This window comes from Alphaproteobacteria bacterium US3C007 (assembly GCA_034423775.1).
Lineage (GTDB): Bacteria > Pseudomonadota > Alphaproteobacteria > Rhodobacterales > Rhodobacteraceae > Thalassovivens > Thalassovivens spotae.
The window spans coordinates 2,340,178-2,357,261 of record CP139918.1 but is presented as its reverse complement, the minus strand read 5'-3'; the positions used below and the strand labels follow the sequence as shown (position 1 = coordinate 2,357,261).

Here is a 17,084-nt window from a genome sequence, read left to right as displayed (position 1 = left end):
CTCGCGCGCAAAGCCGCCCCCTTGCCCCGACAAGAAAGCAGCTCTAAAAGAAGCCATCTTTTCTTCAAGCAAGGCTAAATTTTATGATCCCTCGTTACTCCCGCCCAGACATGGTTGCCATCTGGTCACCCGAAAGCAAATTTCGCATCTGGTATGAAATCGAAGCCCATGCCTGTCAGGCTATGGCAGATATTGGAGTGATCCCTCAAGCCAATGCGGATGCGGTTTGGCGGGCCAAAGATGTAGAATTTGATATCGCGCGTATTGATGAAATCGAAGCAGTTACGAAACATGATGTGATCGCATTTCTCACCCATCTGGCAGAGCATATCGGATCTGAAGAAGCCCGTTTCGTACATCAAGGAATGACCAGCTCAGATGTGTTGGACACCTGTCTCAACGTTCAATTGGTACGCGCGGCAGACCTTCTGATTGCGGATGTTCAAGCGCTTCTTGCAGCCCTGAAGCGGCGCGCTTACGAGCATAAAATGACCATCCGCATCGGGCGTAGCCATGGCATCCACGCCGAGCCTACCACGATGGGCCTGACCTTTGCGCGCTTCTACGCTGAAATGGATCGTAACCTTGAGCGGTTGCGCATCGCGCGCGCCGAAATTGCAACGGGCGCAATCTCTGGCGCTGTGGGTACATTTGCCAATATTGATCCGCAGGTGGAAGAGCATGTCTGCACGAAGCTGGGTCTGACACCAGAACCGATCAGCACGCAAGTGATCCCGCGCGATCGCCACGCAGCATTTTTTGCCGCTTTGGGCGTTGTCGGCAGCAGCATCGAGAACATCGCCACTGAAATTCGCCATATGCAGCGCACAGAAGTGCTTGAAGCGGAAGAGTTTTTCTCAAAGGGGCAAAAAGGCAGCTCTGCAATGCCGCATAAACGCAATCCTGTTTTAACGGAAAATCTCACCGGGTTGGCCCGTCTGGTGCGCATGGCCGTGGTGCCCGCGCTGGAAAACGTAACGCTTTGGCATGAACGTGATATTTCGCATAGCTCGGTCGAACGAAATATCGGACCAGACACAACGATCACCTTAGATTTCGCCCTGAACCGCTTGACACAAGTGATTGATAAATTGGTGATCTATCCAGATAACATGCTGGCCAATATGAATAAGTTCCGCGGTCTGGTGATGAGCCAACGGGTGCTTTTGGCGTTGACGCAAGCCGGCGTAAGCCGCGAAGATTCATATCGGTTGGTGCAACGCAACGCGATGAAGGTTTGGGAAGATAATAAAGATTTCAAAACCGAGCTCTTGGCGGATGATGAAGTGCGCGCCGCGCTGAGTGAGGCTGAGATAGAAGAAAAATTTGATCTGGGCTATCACACAAAGCACGTTGATACAATTTTCAACCGCGTATTTGGCGCCGGTTAAAGCCGCAATCAGTCAGGTTGCAAACGCTCTTGGTGCCCGCATTGATCGCAGGATTGGCGCGGGCCAAGCCCGAAACCGGTGGTAAACCGAGTATTTGAACACCGCGGGCTGCGCCAAATCTGTGAGTGGTGATTTGTGGTTTATGGCCGCAAAAGTTAGCGTTCCTTTCACGTTTTCCGGCTAAAACGGGTGCCTAACAATCGATGGGCGCCGCGTGTCAGAACCAACAACAGATAATTCTAACCCGGTGGCGGCGTCATCGCGGGTAATAAGTCAGGCTGAAAAAGCCGCGATCGTGGTCAGCGCGATGCTGCGCAGTGGCTTGGACATACCGGTCGATGACCTCAGTGTCGACGCCCAAGCACAATTGGCAAAAGAATTGGCTAATTTACAATTTGTTGAGCGCAATCTGTTAACAGAAGTGATTGAAGAATTCTCATCCGAAGTCACCTCGATCGGGTTAAATTTGCGCGGCGGTGCGGCGCAAACACTTAACCTGCTGGACGGCAAAATCAGCACTGAAACGGCAGAGCGGTTGCGCAAAGAAGCCGGCGTGCGCAAATTCTCAGACCCTTGGGATCGATTGAATATCAGCGACATCGATGAATTGATCGCCATAATCGAGGCAGAGAGCATAGAGGTCAGCGCAATTATTATTTCAAAGTTGGATGTGTCAAAAGCAGCGGCGCTGCTGGGGAAATTGCCCGGAAAACACGCACGCCAAATCAGCCATGCAATTTCAATGACCCATCATGTCACCCCGCAAGCCATTTCACGGATCGGTCAAAGCCTTTTGGCGCAGCTCGATAACCTTCCTGATCGCGCATTCGCGCTATCGCCGGAAGAGCGGGTGGGATCTATTTTAACCGCAACCACGCAAGTGCTGCGCGATGATGTTCTAGATGGTCTCGATGAAAGCGACCCCGCCTTTGCGCATCGGGTTCGGCAGGTGATGTTTGCCTTTAAAGACATTCACAAGCGGCTCCATCCCAGCGATATTTCCCAGATTACCCGCAGCATAAACACCATCGAGCTTGCAACCGCGCTGGCCTATGCACAAAAAACCGGGCCCAACGCCACGGCAACTTTTATCCTTGAAAACCTACCTCGGCGGATGGCCGAGAACCTATCGGACGATATCGCCCATATGAAGGCAATCCAATATGAACAAGGCGAGGCGGCTTTGAACGCGGTTGTCCAAGCCATCCAAGATTTGGTGACAAGCGGCGTCATCGCCTTTCGGCGCGAAGAGGAAGCCGCAATGTCCAGCGCTCAAACGCGATAATCGCGCAAGTTAAGCTTGCCCCTGCCAAGCGCTTTATGATTTACCCCCCACATGCACAGAGAATAGGGATCGCATGCCAGACAACCCAAAGCACACGGGCAGCTTGGCCGAATGGCTAACAGATTTGGCTATTCGGGTCTTGATCCGCTGCGCACGCACCCTGCCTCTGGCAACGCGATTGCAGTTTATGGGGTGGTTTATGCGCCGTGTTCTGGCCCCCCTCACAGGCTATCAAAAACGGGCTTTGGCCAATTTGGACTACATATATCCGGATAAACCTTCGGATGAAAAACTGAAGATTGCGCGGGGCGCTGCCGATAATGCAGGGCGAACATTTATCGAAAATTATGATATCCTTGCGCTTCGCAACCGCTTGGGACAGGCCAAGATCACCGGTCCAGGATTTGCCGCGGCTCTTGCGGCAAAAGACAGCGGCACGCCAGTTCTTTTTGTCACGGGCCATTACGGAAATTTCGAAGCGCCACGGGCAGCTTTGGTCGCCCAAGGGTTTCAAATTGGGGGCTTATACCGACCGATGGCCAACCCTTATTTCAACAAGCATTATGCCCAAAATATGCATGATTTATCAGGGCCGGTATTCGAGCAAGGCCGCAAAGGCACATTGGGCTTGCTGCGCCACATCCGCCAAGGCGGCATGGCGGTGTTATTATTTGATATTTACGATGGCGCCGGTGCGCCCCTGCCGTTTTTGGGAAAACCCGCGCCAACCGTTACGTCCGTGGCGGATATCGCGTTAAAAGCCCAAGCTGTGGTGATACCGTTTTTTGGCATACGGCGCGCCAATGGCGTTGATTTTGACATCGTGTTTGAAGAGCCCGTCGCGCCAGATGCGCCCATGCAAATGATGCAACAGATTACGCAGCGTTTGGAAAAGCGCATTGAAGAAGATCCCAAGCAATGGTTTTGGATCCACAGGCGCTGGAAGCCAGACCGTCAGCGTGCCCGCGCCGCGGCTAAGACAGCGCCGTGATTTGCCTGCTGCGCCACCACGACAACTTGCGTATCTGTGCGCCGTTGAAAGGTTTTTGACCATACCCCTTTGCCGTTCCAGACACCCAATGGCGTGATCTCAACCACCACATTTGAATAGGTCAACGTCTGCCCAGCATTCTCGCCCGCTTGGATCGCAACTTTTCCTTGTGGTTTATAATAAAATGCAAGCACATCTACAGGGCCGCCGGTTCCATCCACGTTGCTTTTAAGCGTCGCTGTAATAGCAAGCGACGCTTCAACCAATGTAAGCACCACGCGGCGGGGGGTTTGCGCGGCCCGCGCGACCGCATCCTTGATCGCTGTTGCGTTTGAACCAACAACATGATCTTGACCATTCACAATCACCTGTGGTGTGTAAACCGATTTACGCCCCGAGCGCTGCGCGTAGGTTTTTTGTCTGGTGGTAAATTGACGCTTGGCAAAACTGTCTTTCCAGCCAATATAATCCCAATAATCGACGTGCAATGAAAGCGTTAATAGATCTGAACGTTTGCTGAGAACATCGCGAAACAAAGCATCGGCGGCAGGGCAAGAGGAACACCCTTGCGAAGTAAACAGCTCGAGTAAAACGGCTGGCCTATCCTGTGCAACCGCAAAACCTGCGCAGGCCATCCACATCCCAAGCCAGAATTTCAACACTCTTGCGCGCAAAGCAGGCCCCTCTTTTCCAAATTCCACCCACTCAAAATACGGCAGATAAAATCAATTGACCATTGAAACTTGATAACAGCGGATCACCTTTGTGTTTAAATTTGTACACAATTGCATACAAACTATCTTTTGCCCCCTTGAACAGAAGTAAAACTTGGGTCAAAAGCACGGCAGCAAAGTGACCACACCGTCGCAGAAGGGGAAAGAAATGACCATCGTCGTAGGACATGACACCGCCAAAACGCGCAAAACACTCAGTATTAACGGGAAATCAATCTCTTATTACTCAATCCCGGCAGCCGAAAATGCTGGCTTGGGCCAATTTTCCAAACTGCCCGCAGCTTTAAAAGTTGTGTTGGAAAACATGCTGCGCTTCGAGGATGGCAAAACCGTGTCACTAGAAGATATAAAAGCCTTTTCAACATGGGGCGCGAATGGTGGTAAAAACCCGCGCGAAATAGCCTATCGCCCGGCCCGCGTTCTGATGCAGGATTTCACCGGTGTTCCAGCCGTTGTCGATTTGGCCGCGATGCGCGATGGATTGGTGGCTTTGGGCGGCGATGCAGAAAAAATTAATCCGCTGAACCCAGTTGATCTGGTTATCGACCATTCGGTGATGATTGATGAATTTGGCAATCCCCGCGCCTTTCAAATGAACGTGGATCGCGAATATGAACGCAATATGGAGCGTTATACCTTTTTGAAATGGGGCCAAAACGCGTTTAACAATTTCCGCGTTGTTCCCCCCGGAACGGGGATTTGCCATCAGGTAAACCTCGAATATCTGGCCCAAACCGTTTGGAGTGATACTGACCAAAACGGTGATGAAGTCGCCTATCCTGATACATTGGTGGGCACGGATAGCCATACCACGATGGTCAATGGCATGGCGGTGTTAGGCTGGGGTGTTGGCGGTATCGAAGCCGAAGCGGCGATGCTGGGACAGCCCGTCTCGATGCTGATCCCCGAAGTGGTTGGATTTGAATTAACCGGGGCTATGCTGGAAGGTACAACAGGCACTGATTTGGTTCTAAAAGTGGTGGAATTGCTGCGTGCGAAAGGCGTGGTTGGCAAATTTGTTGAGTTTTATGGCGAGGGCCTAAATCGCCTGCCGCTGGCGGATCGGGCAACGATTGCCAATATGGCACCAGAATATGGTGCCACCTGCGGCTTCTTCCCCATCGATGACGAAACTTTACGCTACCTGCGCAATACCGGGCGCGATGAGGATCGTATTGCTTTAGTGGAAGCCTATGCAAAGGAAAACGGGTTTTGGCGCGACGCGGAATACGCACCGATTTATACCGATACGTTGCATTTGGATATGGGCACGATTGTGCCCGCCATTTCAGGGCCCAAACGCCCACAAGATTTTGTGGCGCTGAACGCGGCAAAAGCCGCCTTTAGCTCTGAAATGAAAGACACGTTCCAGCGGCCGATGGATAAAGAAATTGCCGTTGAGGGCGAAGAGTATACCATGCGCTCTGGCAAAGTGGTTATTGCCTCAATCACCTCTTGCACCAACACCTCCAATCCTTACGTGATGATCGGAGCAGGATTGGTGGCCCGCAAAGCGGCGGCTTTGGGACTGAATCGCAAGCCTTGGGTGAAAACATCGCTCGCGCCTGGATCGCAAGTCGTGAGCGCCTATCTGGAAGCGGCAGATCTGCAAAAAGATCTGGATGCAGTTGGGTTTAACTTGGTGGGCTATGGCTGCGCCACCTGCATCGGCAATTCAGGCCCCTTGCAGCCTGAAATCAGCCAAGCCATTGCCGAAGGGGATCTGGTTGCAACTGCGGTCCTCTCAGGAAACCGAAATTTTGAGGGGCGTATTTCGCCAGATGTGCGCGCCAATTACTTGGCCTCACCGCCGCTTGTGGTCGCCTATGCGCTGGCCGGCACGATGGATATCGATTTATCAAGCGAGCCTTTGGGGCAAGATAAAAATGGCCAAGACGTCTTTTTGAAAGATATCTGGCCAAGCTCGCAAGAAGTTGCAGAGCTGGTCGAGCGCACGGTCACGCGTGAGGCCTTCCAATCCAAATATGCAGATGTGTTCAAGGGCGATGAAAAATGGCAGGGCGTAGATACGACGCAAAGCCAAACCTACGATTGGCCCGCCAGTTCAACCTATGTTCAGAACCCGCCCTATTTTCAGGGCATGAGCCCGGAACCAGGCGTGATTACGAATATTGAAAACGCCAAAGTACTTGCAATTTTGGGCGATATGATCACCACCGACCACATCAGTCCGGCGGGCTCGTTCAAAGACACCACCCCCGCCGGTCAATACCTGATCGAACGGCAGGTGCCCGTGCGCGAATTCAACAGCTATGGCTCGCGCCGGGGCAATCATGAAATCATGATGCGCGGCACATTTGCCAATATCCGGATCAAGAATGAAATGCTTGATGGGGTTGAGGGCGGATATACCAAAGGCCCCGATGGTGAGAAAAGCGCTATTTTTGATGCTGCGATGGAATATCAAAATAACGAAACCCCGCTGGTGGTGTTTGGCGGTGAACAATATGGCGCAGGATCAAGCCGCGACTGGGCGGCAAAAGGCACGGCCCTGCTCGGCGTAAAAGCCGTGATTGCGGAAAGCTTTGAGCGTATTCACCGCTCAAACCTGGTTGGTATGGGCGTTATTCCTTTAGAGTTCACCAACGGAGACACGCGCAAATCGCTGGGCTTAACCGGCGAAGAAACCGTTACAATCACAGGGTTGGACAGCGTTGAACCCTTGCAGGAATTACCCTGCCATATCACCTTCGCGGATGGCAGCGTGAAAGAAATTTCGTTGAAATGCCGGATCGATACCGCGATTGAAGTGGAATATATCGAGCATGGCGGCGTGCTGCATTACGTTCTGAGAAACTTGGCGAAAGCCGCTTAAATTTTGTCCGCGGCGGGGCCTTTAGCGCTGCCGCGGGTTTTCCTTGCAATAATCACTAATGACAGCGCGCAAGACCAGCCTCTTTTACTTTGCCTACGAAGTCGGCCGCTTTGGCGCAAACTGGCTTATTGACCCAGCGCCTGCTGCAAGGCGGGCACAAACCGCTGCGCATAATCGCTTCCGACCAAAGGCCCTGCAAAGCGGAACAGCACGGTGCCTTTTGCATCCAAAATAAAGGTTTCTGGCGGCGCGGTGACCCCCCAATCTATCGCAGTGCGCCCCGCAGGATCGAAGGCAACCGCGCGGAACGGATTACCGTCCTTGGCCAGATACGCGGCTGCATTCCCCGCGTCATCCTTGAAATTCACCCCTATTATTGGCATACCGGCCCCCGCCATTTCCAGCAGTTTGGGGTGTTCGGCGCGGCAAGGCGGGCACCAACTGGCCCAGAAATTCACCAAGGTTACGCCACCTGAAACCAGCTGGCTTTGTTCAAATTCTGGAAAATTCGATAAGCGCGCAGGCGTGATTGGCGGCGCAGCTTGGCCAATCAACGTCGAAAGCAAGCGGTTCGGGTCTTCTCGCTGCATTCCGGTGTAAAACAGCAGCGCCAATCCTAAGAAAATCAGCGGCGGCAGAAACAGCAACCAAGGGGTTTTACCCATCGCGCTGACTTTCAGCGGCCTCTAACTCGGCCAAAGCACGCGTATTTCTGCGCAATATTCCAAAGATCAAAAGCGCCAATATACCCAAAGACACCCCATAGGCAGATAACACTGCCGCTGCATATTTTCCAAGCTCCGGCATCACACTGCCTCCTGTCGCGCGCGCAGGGCTTGCGCCCGACGCAATCGAATTTCCGTACGCGTGCCCACCAACACCAAGGCCAAAAACAGCAGAACAAACCCCGCGATTGAAAACAGCAAAGGTTGGTAAAATACATCCGAGACATGCTTTTCTTTATCCAATGACAAAGATGCCCCTTGGTGCAATCCTTGGCTCCAAAAATTAACCGCATATCGGCTTAAAACCGCGAAGACGGATCCCACAATACACAAAACAGAGGTCAGATCAGCCGCGGTATCCGGGCGTTCAATCGCCCGCCACAGCGCCATATAGCCAAGGTAAAACAGGAATAAGGTTAAAAACGAGGTGAGCCGCGGATCCCAAGCCCAATACGTGCCCCACATCGGCTGGCCCCAGATTGCACCGGTGAATAAGGCGATCAACGTCATCGCCACGCCCACCGGCGCTGCCGCTTTGGCGGCCAAAGCGCTTACATGATGACGCCGGACCAACCAAATCAACGAGGCCACAAGCATCATGAACCACGCATTAATCGCCATCAAGGCAGAGGGTACGTGCAAATAAATTATCTTAACCGTCGAGCCTTGGCGATAATCATCCGGCGTGAAGAAAAACCCCCATACCAGCCCAATGCTCAAACAGGCCGCGGCCCCAATCGCAATAAATGGCAGTATTCGCGTTGAGGCACCCAAAAATTTTACGGGGTTCGCATATTCCCAAAGTGACATTTTATTTCCATCCTATCACGGCGGGCTTTATCCCTGTGACGCCGGCACAAGCCGACGGTTTCTGTTTCTTGGCGTTAGCGGCCTGAGAAACCTTAAGATAATTTCAAACCCGCTGCCAGACCCCAATATGAATATCTGATGGCGCATCAAAGCGGAATATTTCAGCAGCGCTGTTTCTTTTGCAAGCCCGCAAAACTATTCATATTGTCAACTTCACCGGCGCAGAATAGCCTAAGGAAAAAAGGAAATAACATGACAATCCGCAGTACAAATGGTCGCGGCCAGCTATATGGTTCTGTTCTGGACACGATCGGCAACACACCTTGCATTCGCATCAATAATTTGGCGCCCGAGGGCGTTACAATTTACGTAAAAGCCGAATTTTTTAACCCGGCAGGATCGGTAAAAGACCGTTTGGCGGTGAATATATTGGAAGCTGCAGAACGCGAAGGCCGGTTGCAACCAGGGCAAACAGTGGTAGAGGCCAGCAGCGGCAATACAGGCATCGGCCTTGCGATGGCCTGCGCCCAAAAGGGATATCCTTTGGTGGTTATCATGGCCGATAGCTTTTCAATTGAGCGACGCAAACTGATGCGCATGCTAGGTGCAAAAGTGGTGCTGACACCGCGAGCACAAAAAGCCATGGGCATGTATAATAAAGCCGCAGAGTTGGCCAAAGCCAATGGCTGGTTCTTAGCGCAGCAATTTGAAACCAAGGCCAACGCCGATATTCACGAGCACACCACCGCCCGCGAAATCATCGCTGATTTTGAAAATGAGCGACTGGATTATTTCGTAACGGGCTATGGCACGGGTGGCACGGTTTCGGGCGTGGCGCGCGGCTTGAGATCCGCCCGGCCCAAAACCAAGATTATCTTAACCGAGCCGGCAAATGCTGCCTTACTGGCCAGCGATATCGCGCAAGAGCGGCACGCAAATGGCGCGCCACAAAACGGCCATCCCGCCTGGGAGCCCCATCCCATTCAAGGCTGGACCCCCGATTTCATTCCACTTGTTCTGCAAGAAACCATAGATAAAAAATCATATGACCAATTGTTGCCCGTGAATGGCGCTGACGGGGTTGCCTGGGCACAAAAACTTGCCAAACAGGAAGGTATTCTTACCGGTATTTCAGGCGGCTCGACCTTCGCCATCACGATGCAAATTGCCCAAAGCGCCAAAGCGGGATCGGTGATTTTATGCATGCTGCCAGATACCGGCGAGCGCTATATGAGCACGCCGCTTTTTGAATCGATTGAAGCAGAAATGAACGCAGAAGAAGAAGCAATTTCCCGCTCTACCCCAACAGCGCAAATGGAGTAGCTAGGTCAAGCAGGTCAATCGGGCTTGCAAAGCCTGCCGGGACTTCCAAGCCTGCCGGGCAGCCTGCCCACGCAACGCGGCGTGGCAAGCTGCCGATAAACAGCTTGTGATTAGCGCAGATTGATACGCAAACACGCCGCCGCCGCGATCGGTAACAATGCCATCGAGACCAACGAAATACCCGCGAGCAGCAGCGCCGGCGTGGCAAGCGGAAGGCCCTCTACCCCGCGCCGCGCCACCTCTGCACCAAAAATCAACGTCGGGACGTAAAGCGGTAAAACCAAAAGTGACAAGAGCAGCCCGCCGCGTTTCAACCCTACGGTCAATGCTGCGCCAAAAGTGCCGATGATACTGAGCGCGGGCGTGCCCAGCAGCAACGAGCCCATCAACCAGGGAAACCCTGCAACCGGCAGATCCAACATCAAACCAAGCAGGGGCGCAATGAATGCCAGTGGCAAGCCGGTGGTCAGCCAATGCGCCAGGGCTTTAACAGCTGCAACGGCCTCTAAGGGAATGGGTGCGGTTGCCAGTAAATCCAAAGACCCATCTTCAAAATCCAAAGCAAAGATGCGATCGAGCGACAGCAAGCAGGCCAATAAAGCCCCAAGCCACAACAATCCGGCTGCCGCTTGCGACAGCAATGCCGGATTTGGCCCAAGCCCAAAGGCAACCAATAGAATCAAAATTAAGAAAAACGCCAAACCAAGCCCAAAACCGCCCCCGGCTCGGATTGATAGCCGAAGATCCCGCAGCAAAAGCGCCTTCATAAAAAAGCCTCATCTGCGCGTTCCAGCGCTGCGCCCTTGGCCTTGAACTGTGCCAAATCCAAGATTTGCGCCCGCGCATCCAAGCCCAGATCGATATGCGTGGCAATAACTGCCGCGCCCCCTGCCTGAAGATGCGCGCCAACCATAGCCGCAAATTGCCCCACCGCCTGTTGATCCAACGAAACGGTCGGCTCGTCTAATAACCACACGCGCCTTTTGGCAAGCCACAGCCGTGACAGCCCAAGGCGGCGTTTCTGCCCCGCGGATAAACTGCCTGCAAGGCGCGTCTGCAGCGCCTCTAATCCGAAAAGCCTCAGGCTATCCGTGATCGTCTGCGTTCCAAAAATATCTGCCCAAAAGCGTAGGTTTTCCGCAACCGATAATGTGGGCTTCAAACCATCCGTATGTCCGGCGTAAACAGCTGTGTCGGGATCCAAATGCACCTGCCCTGACAACACTGGCTGCAAACCAGCAAGGGCGCGCAACAAAGTTGTTTTTCCAAAGCCGTTTGGCGCTTTTAAAATTAAGGCGGCGCCCGGCTGAACAGCAAAGGCTATATGTTTCAACAACAGCTGACCACCACGCGCCACGCTGACATCTTCCACTCGCAAAATAGGATTTTCCGACACCGCCATGGCGCTTAAATCTGATCAGCGGCTTGATCGGCCTTATCCACGGGCAAAAGCGCGGCCGCAATGCGGCGCCCCTCGGACAATAAAATATTATATGTCCGGCAGGCCGACGGGCTGCTCATCACTTCAACCCCAATGCCAACCTCTTCCAAGGGCCTGCGAAAATCGGCCGGGATGTATGAGATTTCTGCCCCTGTCCCAACAAGCAGCACGTCTATTTGACCCGCCAGTGATAGAATTTGAACCACATCTTCGAAACCAGCCCAAGCGCTGGTGCCCGCGCCACTGAGCAAAAGCGCATCATGATGCACCTTGCCGCCAACGCGAAAAAAGCCCGGCCCATACCCATCAATCGGGCTGGCATCATTATAACTGATTTCATTTAACCGCATGGCGCGCCCCTATTCCCAAACTGGCATGCTATGTATGGCAGAAAATGCGATCAGACAAAAGGCTATGATGCGGTAGAGCTTTTCGTATTCGGGATTGAAAATCTTGGCTCCTGCCAAATTGCCCAAAGCGATGGGCGCGGCCAGCATCAGCCCGATGAGAATTGGAACAAACTGCAGATATGCGCCCAAAATCATCACCATCAAGATTAAAACATCAAACGAGAATAGATAAATCAACGTATTGGCCCGCACGCGATCCGCCGCATAAGGGCTGGCCATAAAATAAAAAATCATCGGCGGGCCAGGCAGCCCTGCCAATCCCCCCGTCGCGCCAGAAATAGCTCCCACCATATATAATAGCGGCTTGGGCAGGTTAGCAGGCAAACGCAGCCCACTTAAAAGCAAAGCCAATAAGGCAAGTGTCAAGCCCGAGACCAGATAACGAAATAAAATTGGCTCGCTGCGGCTGAGCACCCAAAGCGCCAGCGGCAGCACAAGCAGCATTGCTGAGATCAAGCGAAATAGATCGGCGCGCATCACCTTCTTGCTCGCGGCGCGCAATAATGGCAAAGGCCCGAATAAATCCATCACCGCCAAAATCGAGAGCGCCCAGATCGGTGATACAAATTGCCCTGCAACCGGAAGAAAAACCATCGCAGAACCAAACCCTGAAAAGCCACGGATCAAACCAGCCAGAAACGCGGCCAAGACCAGCCATATCAACCCATCTAACGCGACCGCCTCGGCGAGCCCGGCGGACAGCATTATTGGGGCACCTGTGTCCCTGCTTCAGCATTGGGTTTAGACCAATCGCGCTTTACCCCAAGGCGCAACAGCATCACAGAGGCCACGAATACCGAGCTGTAAGTGCCCACCAAAACGCCCCAGATCATCGCAAAAACGAACCCACGGATGACATCTCCGCCCAACACAAAAAGCGCGATCAGCGCTAGCAAAGTTGTGACAGAGGTCATCAATGTACGGCTCAGCGTTTCATTTATAGACAGGTTTAAAACGTCTTGCAGAACTTTTTTCTTATATTTACGCAGGTTCTCGCGCACGCGGTCAAACACCACCACCGTATCATTCAGTGAATATCCAACAATGGTGAGCAACGCCGCAATAATCGCCAAATCAAACTTGATCTGAACCACCGAAAATACCCCTATCGTGAGCAACACATCATGCACCAACGCCGCAACAGCGCCCAGCGCAAACTGCCACTCAAAGCGCAACCAAATATAAATCAACACCGCCACGATTGCTAAAATCACTGCCAAAGCGGCTGTTTGAACCAGCTCACCCGACACTTTTGGCCCCACGCTTTCAACCGAAACAAACGCAATATCAGGCGCTTCACCTTGCAACGCTGCCAAGGCATTTTGAATGATATCGGCAGACACGGATTCTTCGCCATCTTGGGCTTGGATGCGGATCATCGCCACGTTTTGATCATCTTGGAAACTGGGATCATAGACTTCAGAGATGGTAACATCGCCCAGGTTCAATTGTCCCAGGGCAGAGCGGTAGGCCGCAACATCTACCATTTGCGCGCTTTGGGTCCGGATCGTTGTGCCACCACGAAAATCGATTCCGAAATTCAATCCTTGCATCAAGAAAGAGATCAAAGAAACAATCAGTAAGATCGCAGACACCGCCAGCGACATTTTGGTTTTCCCGAAAAAATCCCAATTTGTATTTTTAGCAACGAGTCTTAGGCGCATTTTTACACCTCCAATGTTCTGGGTCGACGCCGCTCAAACCACATCACCACCAATAGGCGGGTCACGAAGATTGCGGTGAAGACAGAGGTCAAAATACCCAAGCCAAGCGTGATTGAGAAGCCACGTACCGGACCCGATCCCATCACGAACAAAATGACCGCTGTGATAAAGGTTGTAATATTTGCATCAATGATGGCGCTCAGGGCTTTTTCATAGCCCAATTCAATCGCACGCGCGGGGCCTTTGGCGGATACAAGTTCTTCTCGGATGCGCTCAAAGATCAAAACATTCGCATCTACCGCCATCCCAATGGTCAGCACGATACCCGCAATCCCGGGTAGGGTCAGCGTTGCGCCGACCAGGCTAAGAAGTCCGAAAATCAGACCCACATTCACGATCAAGGCCACATTGGCGAATAAGCCGAACAGCCCATAGCTGAGAACCATGAAGACCAGTACAGCCGCAAACGCAACGATACAAGCGATTTTACCAGCTCGAATACTATCGGCGCCAAGCTCGGGCCCAATCGTGCGTTCCTCTAAAAACTCCAACCCTGCGGGCAGCGCGCCTGCCCTTAATAGCACCGCCAAATTGGTACTTTCTTCAACGGAAAAATTACCCGTGATAATCCCAGAGCCTCCGGATATGTGACTTTGGATCGTTGGCGCACTGATCACTTCGCCGTCTAAAACGATCGCGAAAGGGCTACCAATATTGTCAGCCGTATAATCCCCAAAGCGGCGCCCGCCCGATGGATTGAAACGAAAATTTACCGCAGGACGTCCATTTTGATCAAAGCTAGGCTGCGCATCAACCAGATCTTCACCTGTCACAACAGGGGCCGCTTCAAGCACATAAAACTGGTCGGCATCGGTCAGATCGGGCAGCACCTCATTGCCATATCCTGGATCAACATCAGGATTGCCGCTGCGCGAGATCACCGGCTGGAAGGTCAGTTGCGCGGTTGTCCCAATCAAGTCTTTCAATTCTGACGCCGAGCCGATGCCCGGCACTTGAATTAGCACCCGCCGGGCCCCTTGGCGCTGGATAGTTGGTTCCCGCGTGCCCACTTCATCAACGCGGCGCCGGATGATTTCCAAAGCTTGCTGCAAGGTGCGCTGATCGGTGAGCGCACGCTCGGCCTCGGACAGAGTAACAATCACGGTATCGCCATCGCTGGTGACCTCAAGGTCACGCGCACCGGCATTGCTTAGAGAAACGACGGGTTTGCTCAGTGTCTCTACGGCAGAAACCGCATGGGCAATCTGTTCCGCTTGTGAGATTTTCACCCGCAATTGATCGGCGGCACCTTTTTGCAGACGGATCGTGCCGATCTTTGCCCTTTCAGCGCGCAACACATCGCGCAGTTCCGGCCACAGCGCTTTCATGCGGGCCGCATAGACATCCTCAACCTGAACTTCCGCCAAAAGATGCGCACCGCCGCGTAAATCAAGACCCAAATTCACCAAAGACGCGGGTAAAAAGCTTGGCCAGGCGAAGCTGTCTTGCGCGGACTCGGCAGATATCAACCCAGCTTTGGTATCATTATAGCCTTCAACACGGGTGTAAAACGCATTCGGGAGGGCAAGGAACAAACCGATAATGCAAAGCCCCCAAATAACGATCCGTTTCCACAGATCAATTTGTAACATAGTCGGTTCCCTCTAAACTTTTGCGATCGTCAAACGCTTTATCGGCGCTTAAGCGTCATTCGCGGGCTCTGTTTTGCTGCGCACATCGGCAAGCGTGCTTTGCACAACTCTGACCTTCACACCATCAGCAACTTCAACTTCGAGCTCATTGTCTTCTTTTACTTTTGTCACTTTTCCGATCAAGCCGCCTTGCGTGACCACTTGATCCCCGCGGCGCACGGCACCAACCATCGCCTGATGTTCTTTCACCTTCTTTTGCTGCGGGCGGATCAGCAGAAAATACATGATCGCAAAAATAAGAATTAACGGTACAAATTGAGCAATGGCGTCCATAATGATTTCCTGTCTGGCTGCGTGTTTGGCGGAACCTATGCGCTGGTCCAACGCTTTGCAAGGGATCGGCCCCGCATAAGCGCAAGAACTTGAACAAATACATCCTCAAACCCCTCTACACTTGGCCGCGCAACTGGTGCATAAGAGCGGGCACGCGAGTCACGAACCAAAGGAAGCCTGCCATGCACGATATTCGCACCATCCGTGAAAACCCCAGTGCGTTTGATGCCGCGCTTGCGCGCCGAGGCGATGCACCGGTTTCCTCAGACCTTTTGGCGCTTGACGAGGCGCGGCGCGCAAGAATTCAGGCCGCAGAGAGTGCACAGGCCGAGCAAAACAAAGCCTCAAAAGAGGTGGGCGCTGCAAAGGGCCGCGGCGATGACGCCGAATTTGAGCGCTTGCGGGCCTTGGTTGCCGCCAAAAAGGCCGAGGTTGCCGCGATGCAAAACGCGGCCAAAGATCTAGATGCGCAATTGACCGATCGCTTGGCCCGGATTGCCAATCTGCCCGCCGAGGATGTGCCCGAAGGCCGCGATGAAACCGCGAATGTTGAAATCGCTCGATGGGGCACGCCCACTGCGTTTTCTTTTGCGCCAAAAGAGCATTTCGATATCACCGCGGTTGCCGCAGCTATGGATTTTGAAACAGCGGCGAAAACCAGCGGTAGCCGGTTTGTGAACCTGTCAAAGGGCGTGGCGCGAATTCATCGCGCTCTGGCGCAATTCATGCTCGACACGCATGTGGATCAAAATGGGTTAACCGAAATGCAAACCCCGGTTCTGGTGCGCGATGACGCTATGTATGGCACGGATAAACTGCCCAAATTCGGGGAAGACAGCTATCAAACCACCAATGGCTGGTGGCTGATTCCCACCTCAGAGGTCACCTTAACCTATTCTGTCGCAGGCGATATATTAGATGAAAGTGCGTTGCCGATCCGGATGACAGCGCATACGGCTTGTTTCCGTTCTGAAGCGGGCAGCGCGGGCAAAGACACCTCTGGCATGCTGCGCCAACACCAGTTTGAAAAAGTAGAAATGGTGTCAATCACCCATCCAGAGAGGTCTGATGACGAGCAAAAACGGATGCTGCGCTGCGCCGAAGATCTTCTGGAACAGCTGAATATTCCCTATCGAACCATGCTGCTCTGCACTGGAGATATGGGGTTTGGCGCCAAGCGCACCTATGATATAGAGGCCTGGTTACCGGGGCAAAACACCTATCGCGAAATCAGCTCGATTTCGACGACCGGCGCGTTTCAAGCCCGGCGTATGAACGCAAGGTTCAAACCCGCCGAGGGCGGTAAACCAGCCTTTTTGCACACCTTAAATGGATCTGGACTGGCGGTGGGGCGCTGTTTGATTGCCGTGCTTGAAAATGGCCAGCAAAGCGATGGATCGGTAGCATTGCCGGCGGTGCTGCATCCCTATCTGGGCGGGAAAACAAGTCTAGGTGCTGAAGGCCAACTGATATAGGCGCCGCCAGCGCC

At 53.0% G+C, this 17,084-nt stretch carries 17 protein-coding genes; 6 read left to right on the top strand and 11 right to left on the bottom strand.

Annotated elements, in window-relative coordinates:
• The first annotated feature begins 83 nt into the window (after window positions 1-83).
• From purB to UM181_11240, 3 genes are all read left to right on the top strand, one after another.
• Window positions 84-1,391 carry an adenylosuccinate lyase gene (gene purB / locus UM181_11250; protein ID WQC61909.1) on the top strand — a complete coding sequence of 436 codons (1,308 nt, stop codon included), beginning with the start codon at window positions 84-86 and terminating at the stop codon, window positions 1,389-1,391.
• A 214-nt stretch (window positions 1,392-1,605) separates the two neighbouring features.
• Window positions 1,606-2,676 (top strand): FliG C-terminal domain-containing protein, encoded by a 1,071-nt coding sequence (locus tag UM181_11245; GenBank protein WQC61908.1) that lies wholly within the window; start codon window positions 1,606-1,608, stop codon window positions 2,674-2,676.
• A 73-nt stretch (window positions 2,677-2,749) separates the two neighbouring features.
• The gene (locus tag UM181_11240) at window positions 2,750-3,667 is read left to right on the top strand and encodes a lysophospholipid acyltransferase family protein (GenBank protein ID WQC61907.1); all 918 of its coding nucleotides are present in this window, start codon (window positions 2,750-2,752) and stop codon (window positions 3,665-3,667) included.
• On the opposite strand, the gene UM181_11235 is transcribed toward UM181_11240, so the two are convergent.
• Window positions 3,631-4,341: a DUF1223 domain-containing protein gene (locus tag UM181_11235; GenBank protein ID WQC61906.1), complete on the bottom strand. Its 711-nt coding sequence runs from the start codon at window positions 4,339-4,341 to the stop codon at window positions 3,631-3,633. The genes UM181_11240 and UM181_11235 overlap by 37 nt on opposite strands.
• Before the next feature lie 208 nt (window positions 4,342-4,549).
• Between UM181_11235 and acnA the strand changes: the two genes are divergently transcribed.
• Window positions 4,550-7,237, top strand: coding sequence for an aconitate hydratase AcnA (gene acnA, locus UM181_11230; GenBank protein ID WQC61905.1), 2,688 nt, complete (start codon window positions 4,550-4,552; stop codon window positions 7,235-7,237).
• Between the two features lie 125 nt (window positions 7,238-7,362).
• Here acnA and UM181_11225 read toward each other — a convergent pair whose 3' ends face one another.
• The 3 genes from UM181_11225 to UM181_11215 are packed head-to-tail and all read right to left on the bottom strand — an operon-like array spanning window position 7,363 to window position 8,772.
• Complete coding sequence (locus UM181_11225) at window positions 7,363-7,902, bottom strand: DsbE family thiol:disulfide interchange protein (GenBank protein WQC61904.1); 540 nt, start codon at window positions 7,900-7,902, stop codon at window positions 7,363-7,365.
• The gene (gene ccmD / locus UM181_11220; GenBank protein ID WQC61903.1) at window positions 7,895-8,044 is read right to left on the bottom strand and encodes a heme exporter protein CcmD; all 150 of its coding nucleotides are present in this window, start codon (window positions 8,042-8,044) and stop codon (window positions 7,895-7,897) included. The genes UM181_11225 and ccmD overlap by 8 nt, the downstream gene beginning before the upstream one ends.
• The gene (locus UM181_11215; GenBank protein ID WQC61902.1) at window positions 8,044-8,772 is read right to left on the bottom strand and encodes a heme ABC transporter permease; all 729 of its coding nucleotides are present in this window, start codon (window positions 8,770-8,772) and stop codon (window positions 8,044-8,046) included. Before UM181_11215 ends, ccmD begins: the two co-directional genes overlap by 1 nt.
• Before the next feature lie 252 nt (window positions 8,773-9,024).
• On the opposite strand from UM181_11215, the gene UM181_11210 reads away from it, so the two are divergent.
• A complete protein-coding gene (locus UM181_11210; GenBank protein WQC61901.1) occupies window positions 9,025-10,095 on the top strand; it encodes a PLP-dependent cysteine synthase family protein in 1,071 nt (356 codons plus the stop codon).
• Between the two features lie 110 nt (window positions 10,096-10,205).
• Here UM181_11210 and ccmB read toward each other — a convergent pair whose 3' ends face one another.
• Genes ccmB through yajC form a run of 7 tightly spaced genes read right to left on the bottom strand, consistent with a single transcriptional unit; the run spans window position 10,206 to window position 15,595 of the window.
• Window positions 10,206-10,862 (bottom strand): heme exporter protein CcmB, encoded by a 657-nt coding sequence (ccmB, locus tag UM181_11205; GenBank protein WQC61900.1) that lies wholly within the window; start codon window positions 10,860-10,862, stop codon window positions 10,206-10,208.
• A complete protein-coding gene (ccmA, locus tag UM181_11200; protein ID WQC61899.1) occupies window positions 10,859-11,497 on the bottom strand; it encodes a heme ABC exporter ATP-binding protein CcmA in 639 nt (212 codons plus the stop codon). The genes ccmB and ccmA overlap by 4 nt, the downstream gene beginning before the upstream one ends.
• A gap of 5 nt (window positions 11,498-11,502) precedes the next feature.
• Window positions 11,503-11,886 carry an Mth938-like domain-containing protein gene (locus UM181_11195; protein WQC61898.1) on the bottom strand — a complete coding sequence of 128 codons (384 nt, stop codon included), beginning with the start codon at window positions 11,884-11,886 and terminating at the stop codon, window positions 11,503-11,505.
• 9 nt (window positions 11,887-11,895) lie between these two features.
• A complete protein-coding gene (locus UM181_11190) occupies window positions 11,896-12,651 on the bottom strand; it encodes a sulfite exporter TauE/SafE family protein (protein ID WQC61897.1) in 756 nt (251 codons plus the stop codon).
• Entirely contained in the window at window positions 12,651-13,610 is a 960-nt protein-coding gene (gene secF, locus UM181_11185) for a protein translocase subunit SecF (protein ID WQC61896.1), read from the bottom strand. The genes UM181_11190 and secF overlap by 1 nt, the downstream gene beginning before the upstream one ends.
• A gap of 2 nt (window positions 13,611-13,612) precedes the next feature.
• Window positions 13,613-15,262, bottom strand: a complete 1,650-nt coding sequence (gene secD / locus UM181_11180) for a protein translocase subunit SecD (GenBank protein WQC61895.1) — start codon at window positions 15,260-15,262, stop codon at window positions 13,613-13,615.
• A gap of 48 nt (window positions 15,263-15,310) precedes the next feature.
• On the bottom strand, window positions 15,311-15,595 hold the full coding sequence (gene yajC / locus UM181_11175) for a preprotein translocase subunit YajC (protein ID WQC61894.1): 285 nt from the start codon (window positions 15,593-15,595) through the stop codon (window positions 15,311-15,313).
• 182 nt (window positions 15,596-15,777) lie between these two features.
• Between yajC and serS the strand changes: the two genes are divergently transcribed.
• The gene (serS, locus tag UM181_11170; GenBank protein WQC61893.1) at window positions 15,778-17,070 is read left to right on the top strand and encodes a serine--tRNA ligase; all 1,293 of its coding nucleotides are present in this window, start codon (window positions 15,778-15,780) and stop codon (window positions 17,068-17,070) included.
• Window positions 17,071-17,084 lie beyond the last annotated feature (14 nt).

Bases quoted from the DNA above. Each gene is read 5' to 3' on its own strand.
- UM181_11210 (WQC61901.1), top strand. From the start codon at position 9,025: ATGACAATCCGCAGTACAAATGGTCGCGGCCAGCTATATGGTTCTGTT.
- UM181_11240 (WQC61907.1), top strand. From the start codon at position 2,750: ATGCCAGACAACCCAAAGCACACGGGCAGCTTGGCCGAATGGCTAACA.
- yajC (WQC61894.1), bottom strand. From the start codon at position 15,595: ATGGACGCCATTGCTCAATTTGTACCGTTAATTCTTATTTTTGCGATC.
- secF (WQC61896.1), bottom strand. From the start codon at position 13,610: ATGCGCCTAAGACTCGTTGCTAAAAATACAAATTGGGATTTTTTCGGG.
- secD (WQC61895.1), bottom strand. From the start codon at position 15,262: ATGTTACAAATTGATCTGTGGAAACGGATCGTTATTTGGGGGCTTTGC.
- UM181_11225 (WQC61904.1), bottom strand. From the start codon at position 7,902: ATGGGTAAAACCCCTTGGTTGCTGTTTCTGCCGCCGCTGATTTTCTTA.
- UM181_11195 (WQC61898.1), bottom strand. From the start codon at position 11,886: ATGCGGTTAAATGAAATCAGTTATAATGATGCCAGCCCGATTGATGGG.
- purB (WQC61909.1), top strand. From the start codon at position 84: ATGATCCCTCGTTACTCCCGCCCAGACATGGTTGCCATCTGGTCACCC.
- acnA (WQC61905.1), top strand. From the start codon at position 4,550: ATGACCATCGTCGTAGGACATGACACCGCCAAAACGCGCAAAACACTC.
- ccmA (WQC61899.1), bottom strand. From the start codon at position 11,497: ATGGCGGTGTCGGAAAATCCTATTTTGCGAGTGGAAGATGTCAGCGTG.
- ccmB (WQC61900.1), bottom strand. From the start codon at position 10,862: ATGAAGGCGCTTTTGCTGCGGGATCTTCGGCTATCAATCCGAGCCGGG.
- ccmD (WQC61903.1), bottom strand. From the start codon at position 8,044: ATGCCGGAGCTTGGAAAATATGCAGCGGCAGTGTTATCTGCCTATGGG.
- serS (WQC61893.1), top strand. From the start codon at position 15,778: ATGCACGATATTCGCACCATCCGTGAAAACCCCAGTGCGTTTGATGCC.
- UM181_11190 (WQC61897.1), bottom strand. From the start codon at position 12,651: ATGCTGTCCGCCGGGCTCGCCGAGGCGGTCGCGTTAGATGGGTTGATA.
- UM181_11215 (WQC61902.1), bottom strand. From the start codon at position 8,772: ATGTCACTTTGGGAATATGCGAACCCCGTAAAATTTTTGGGTGCCTCA.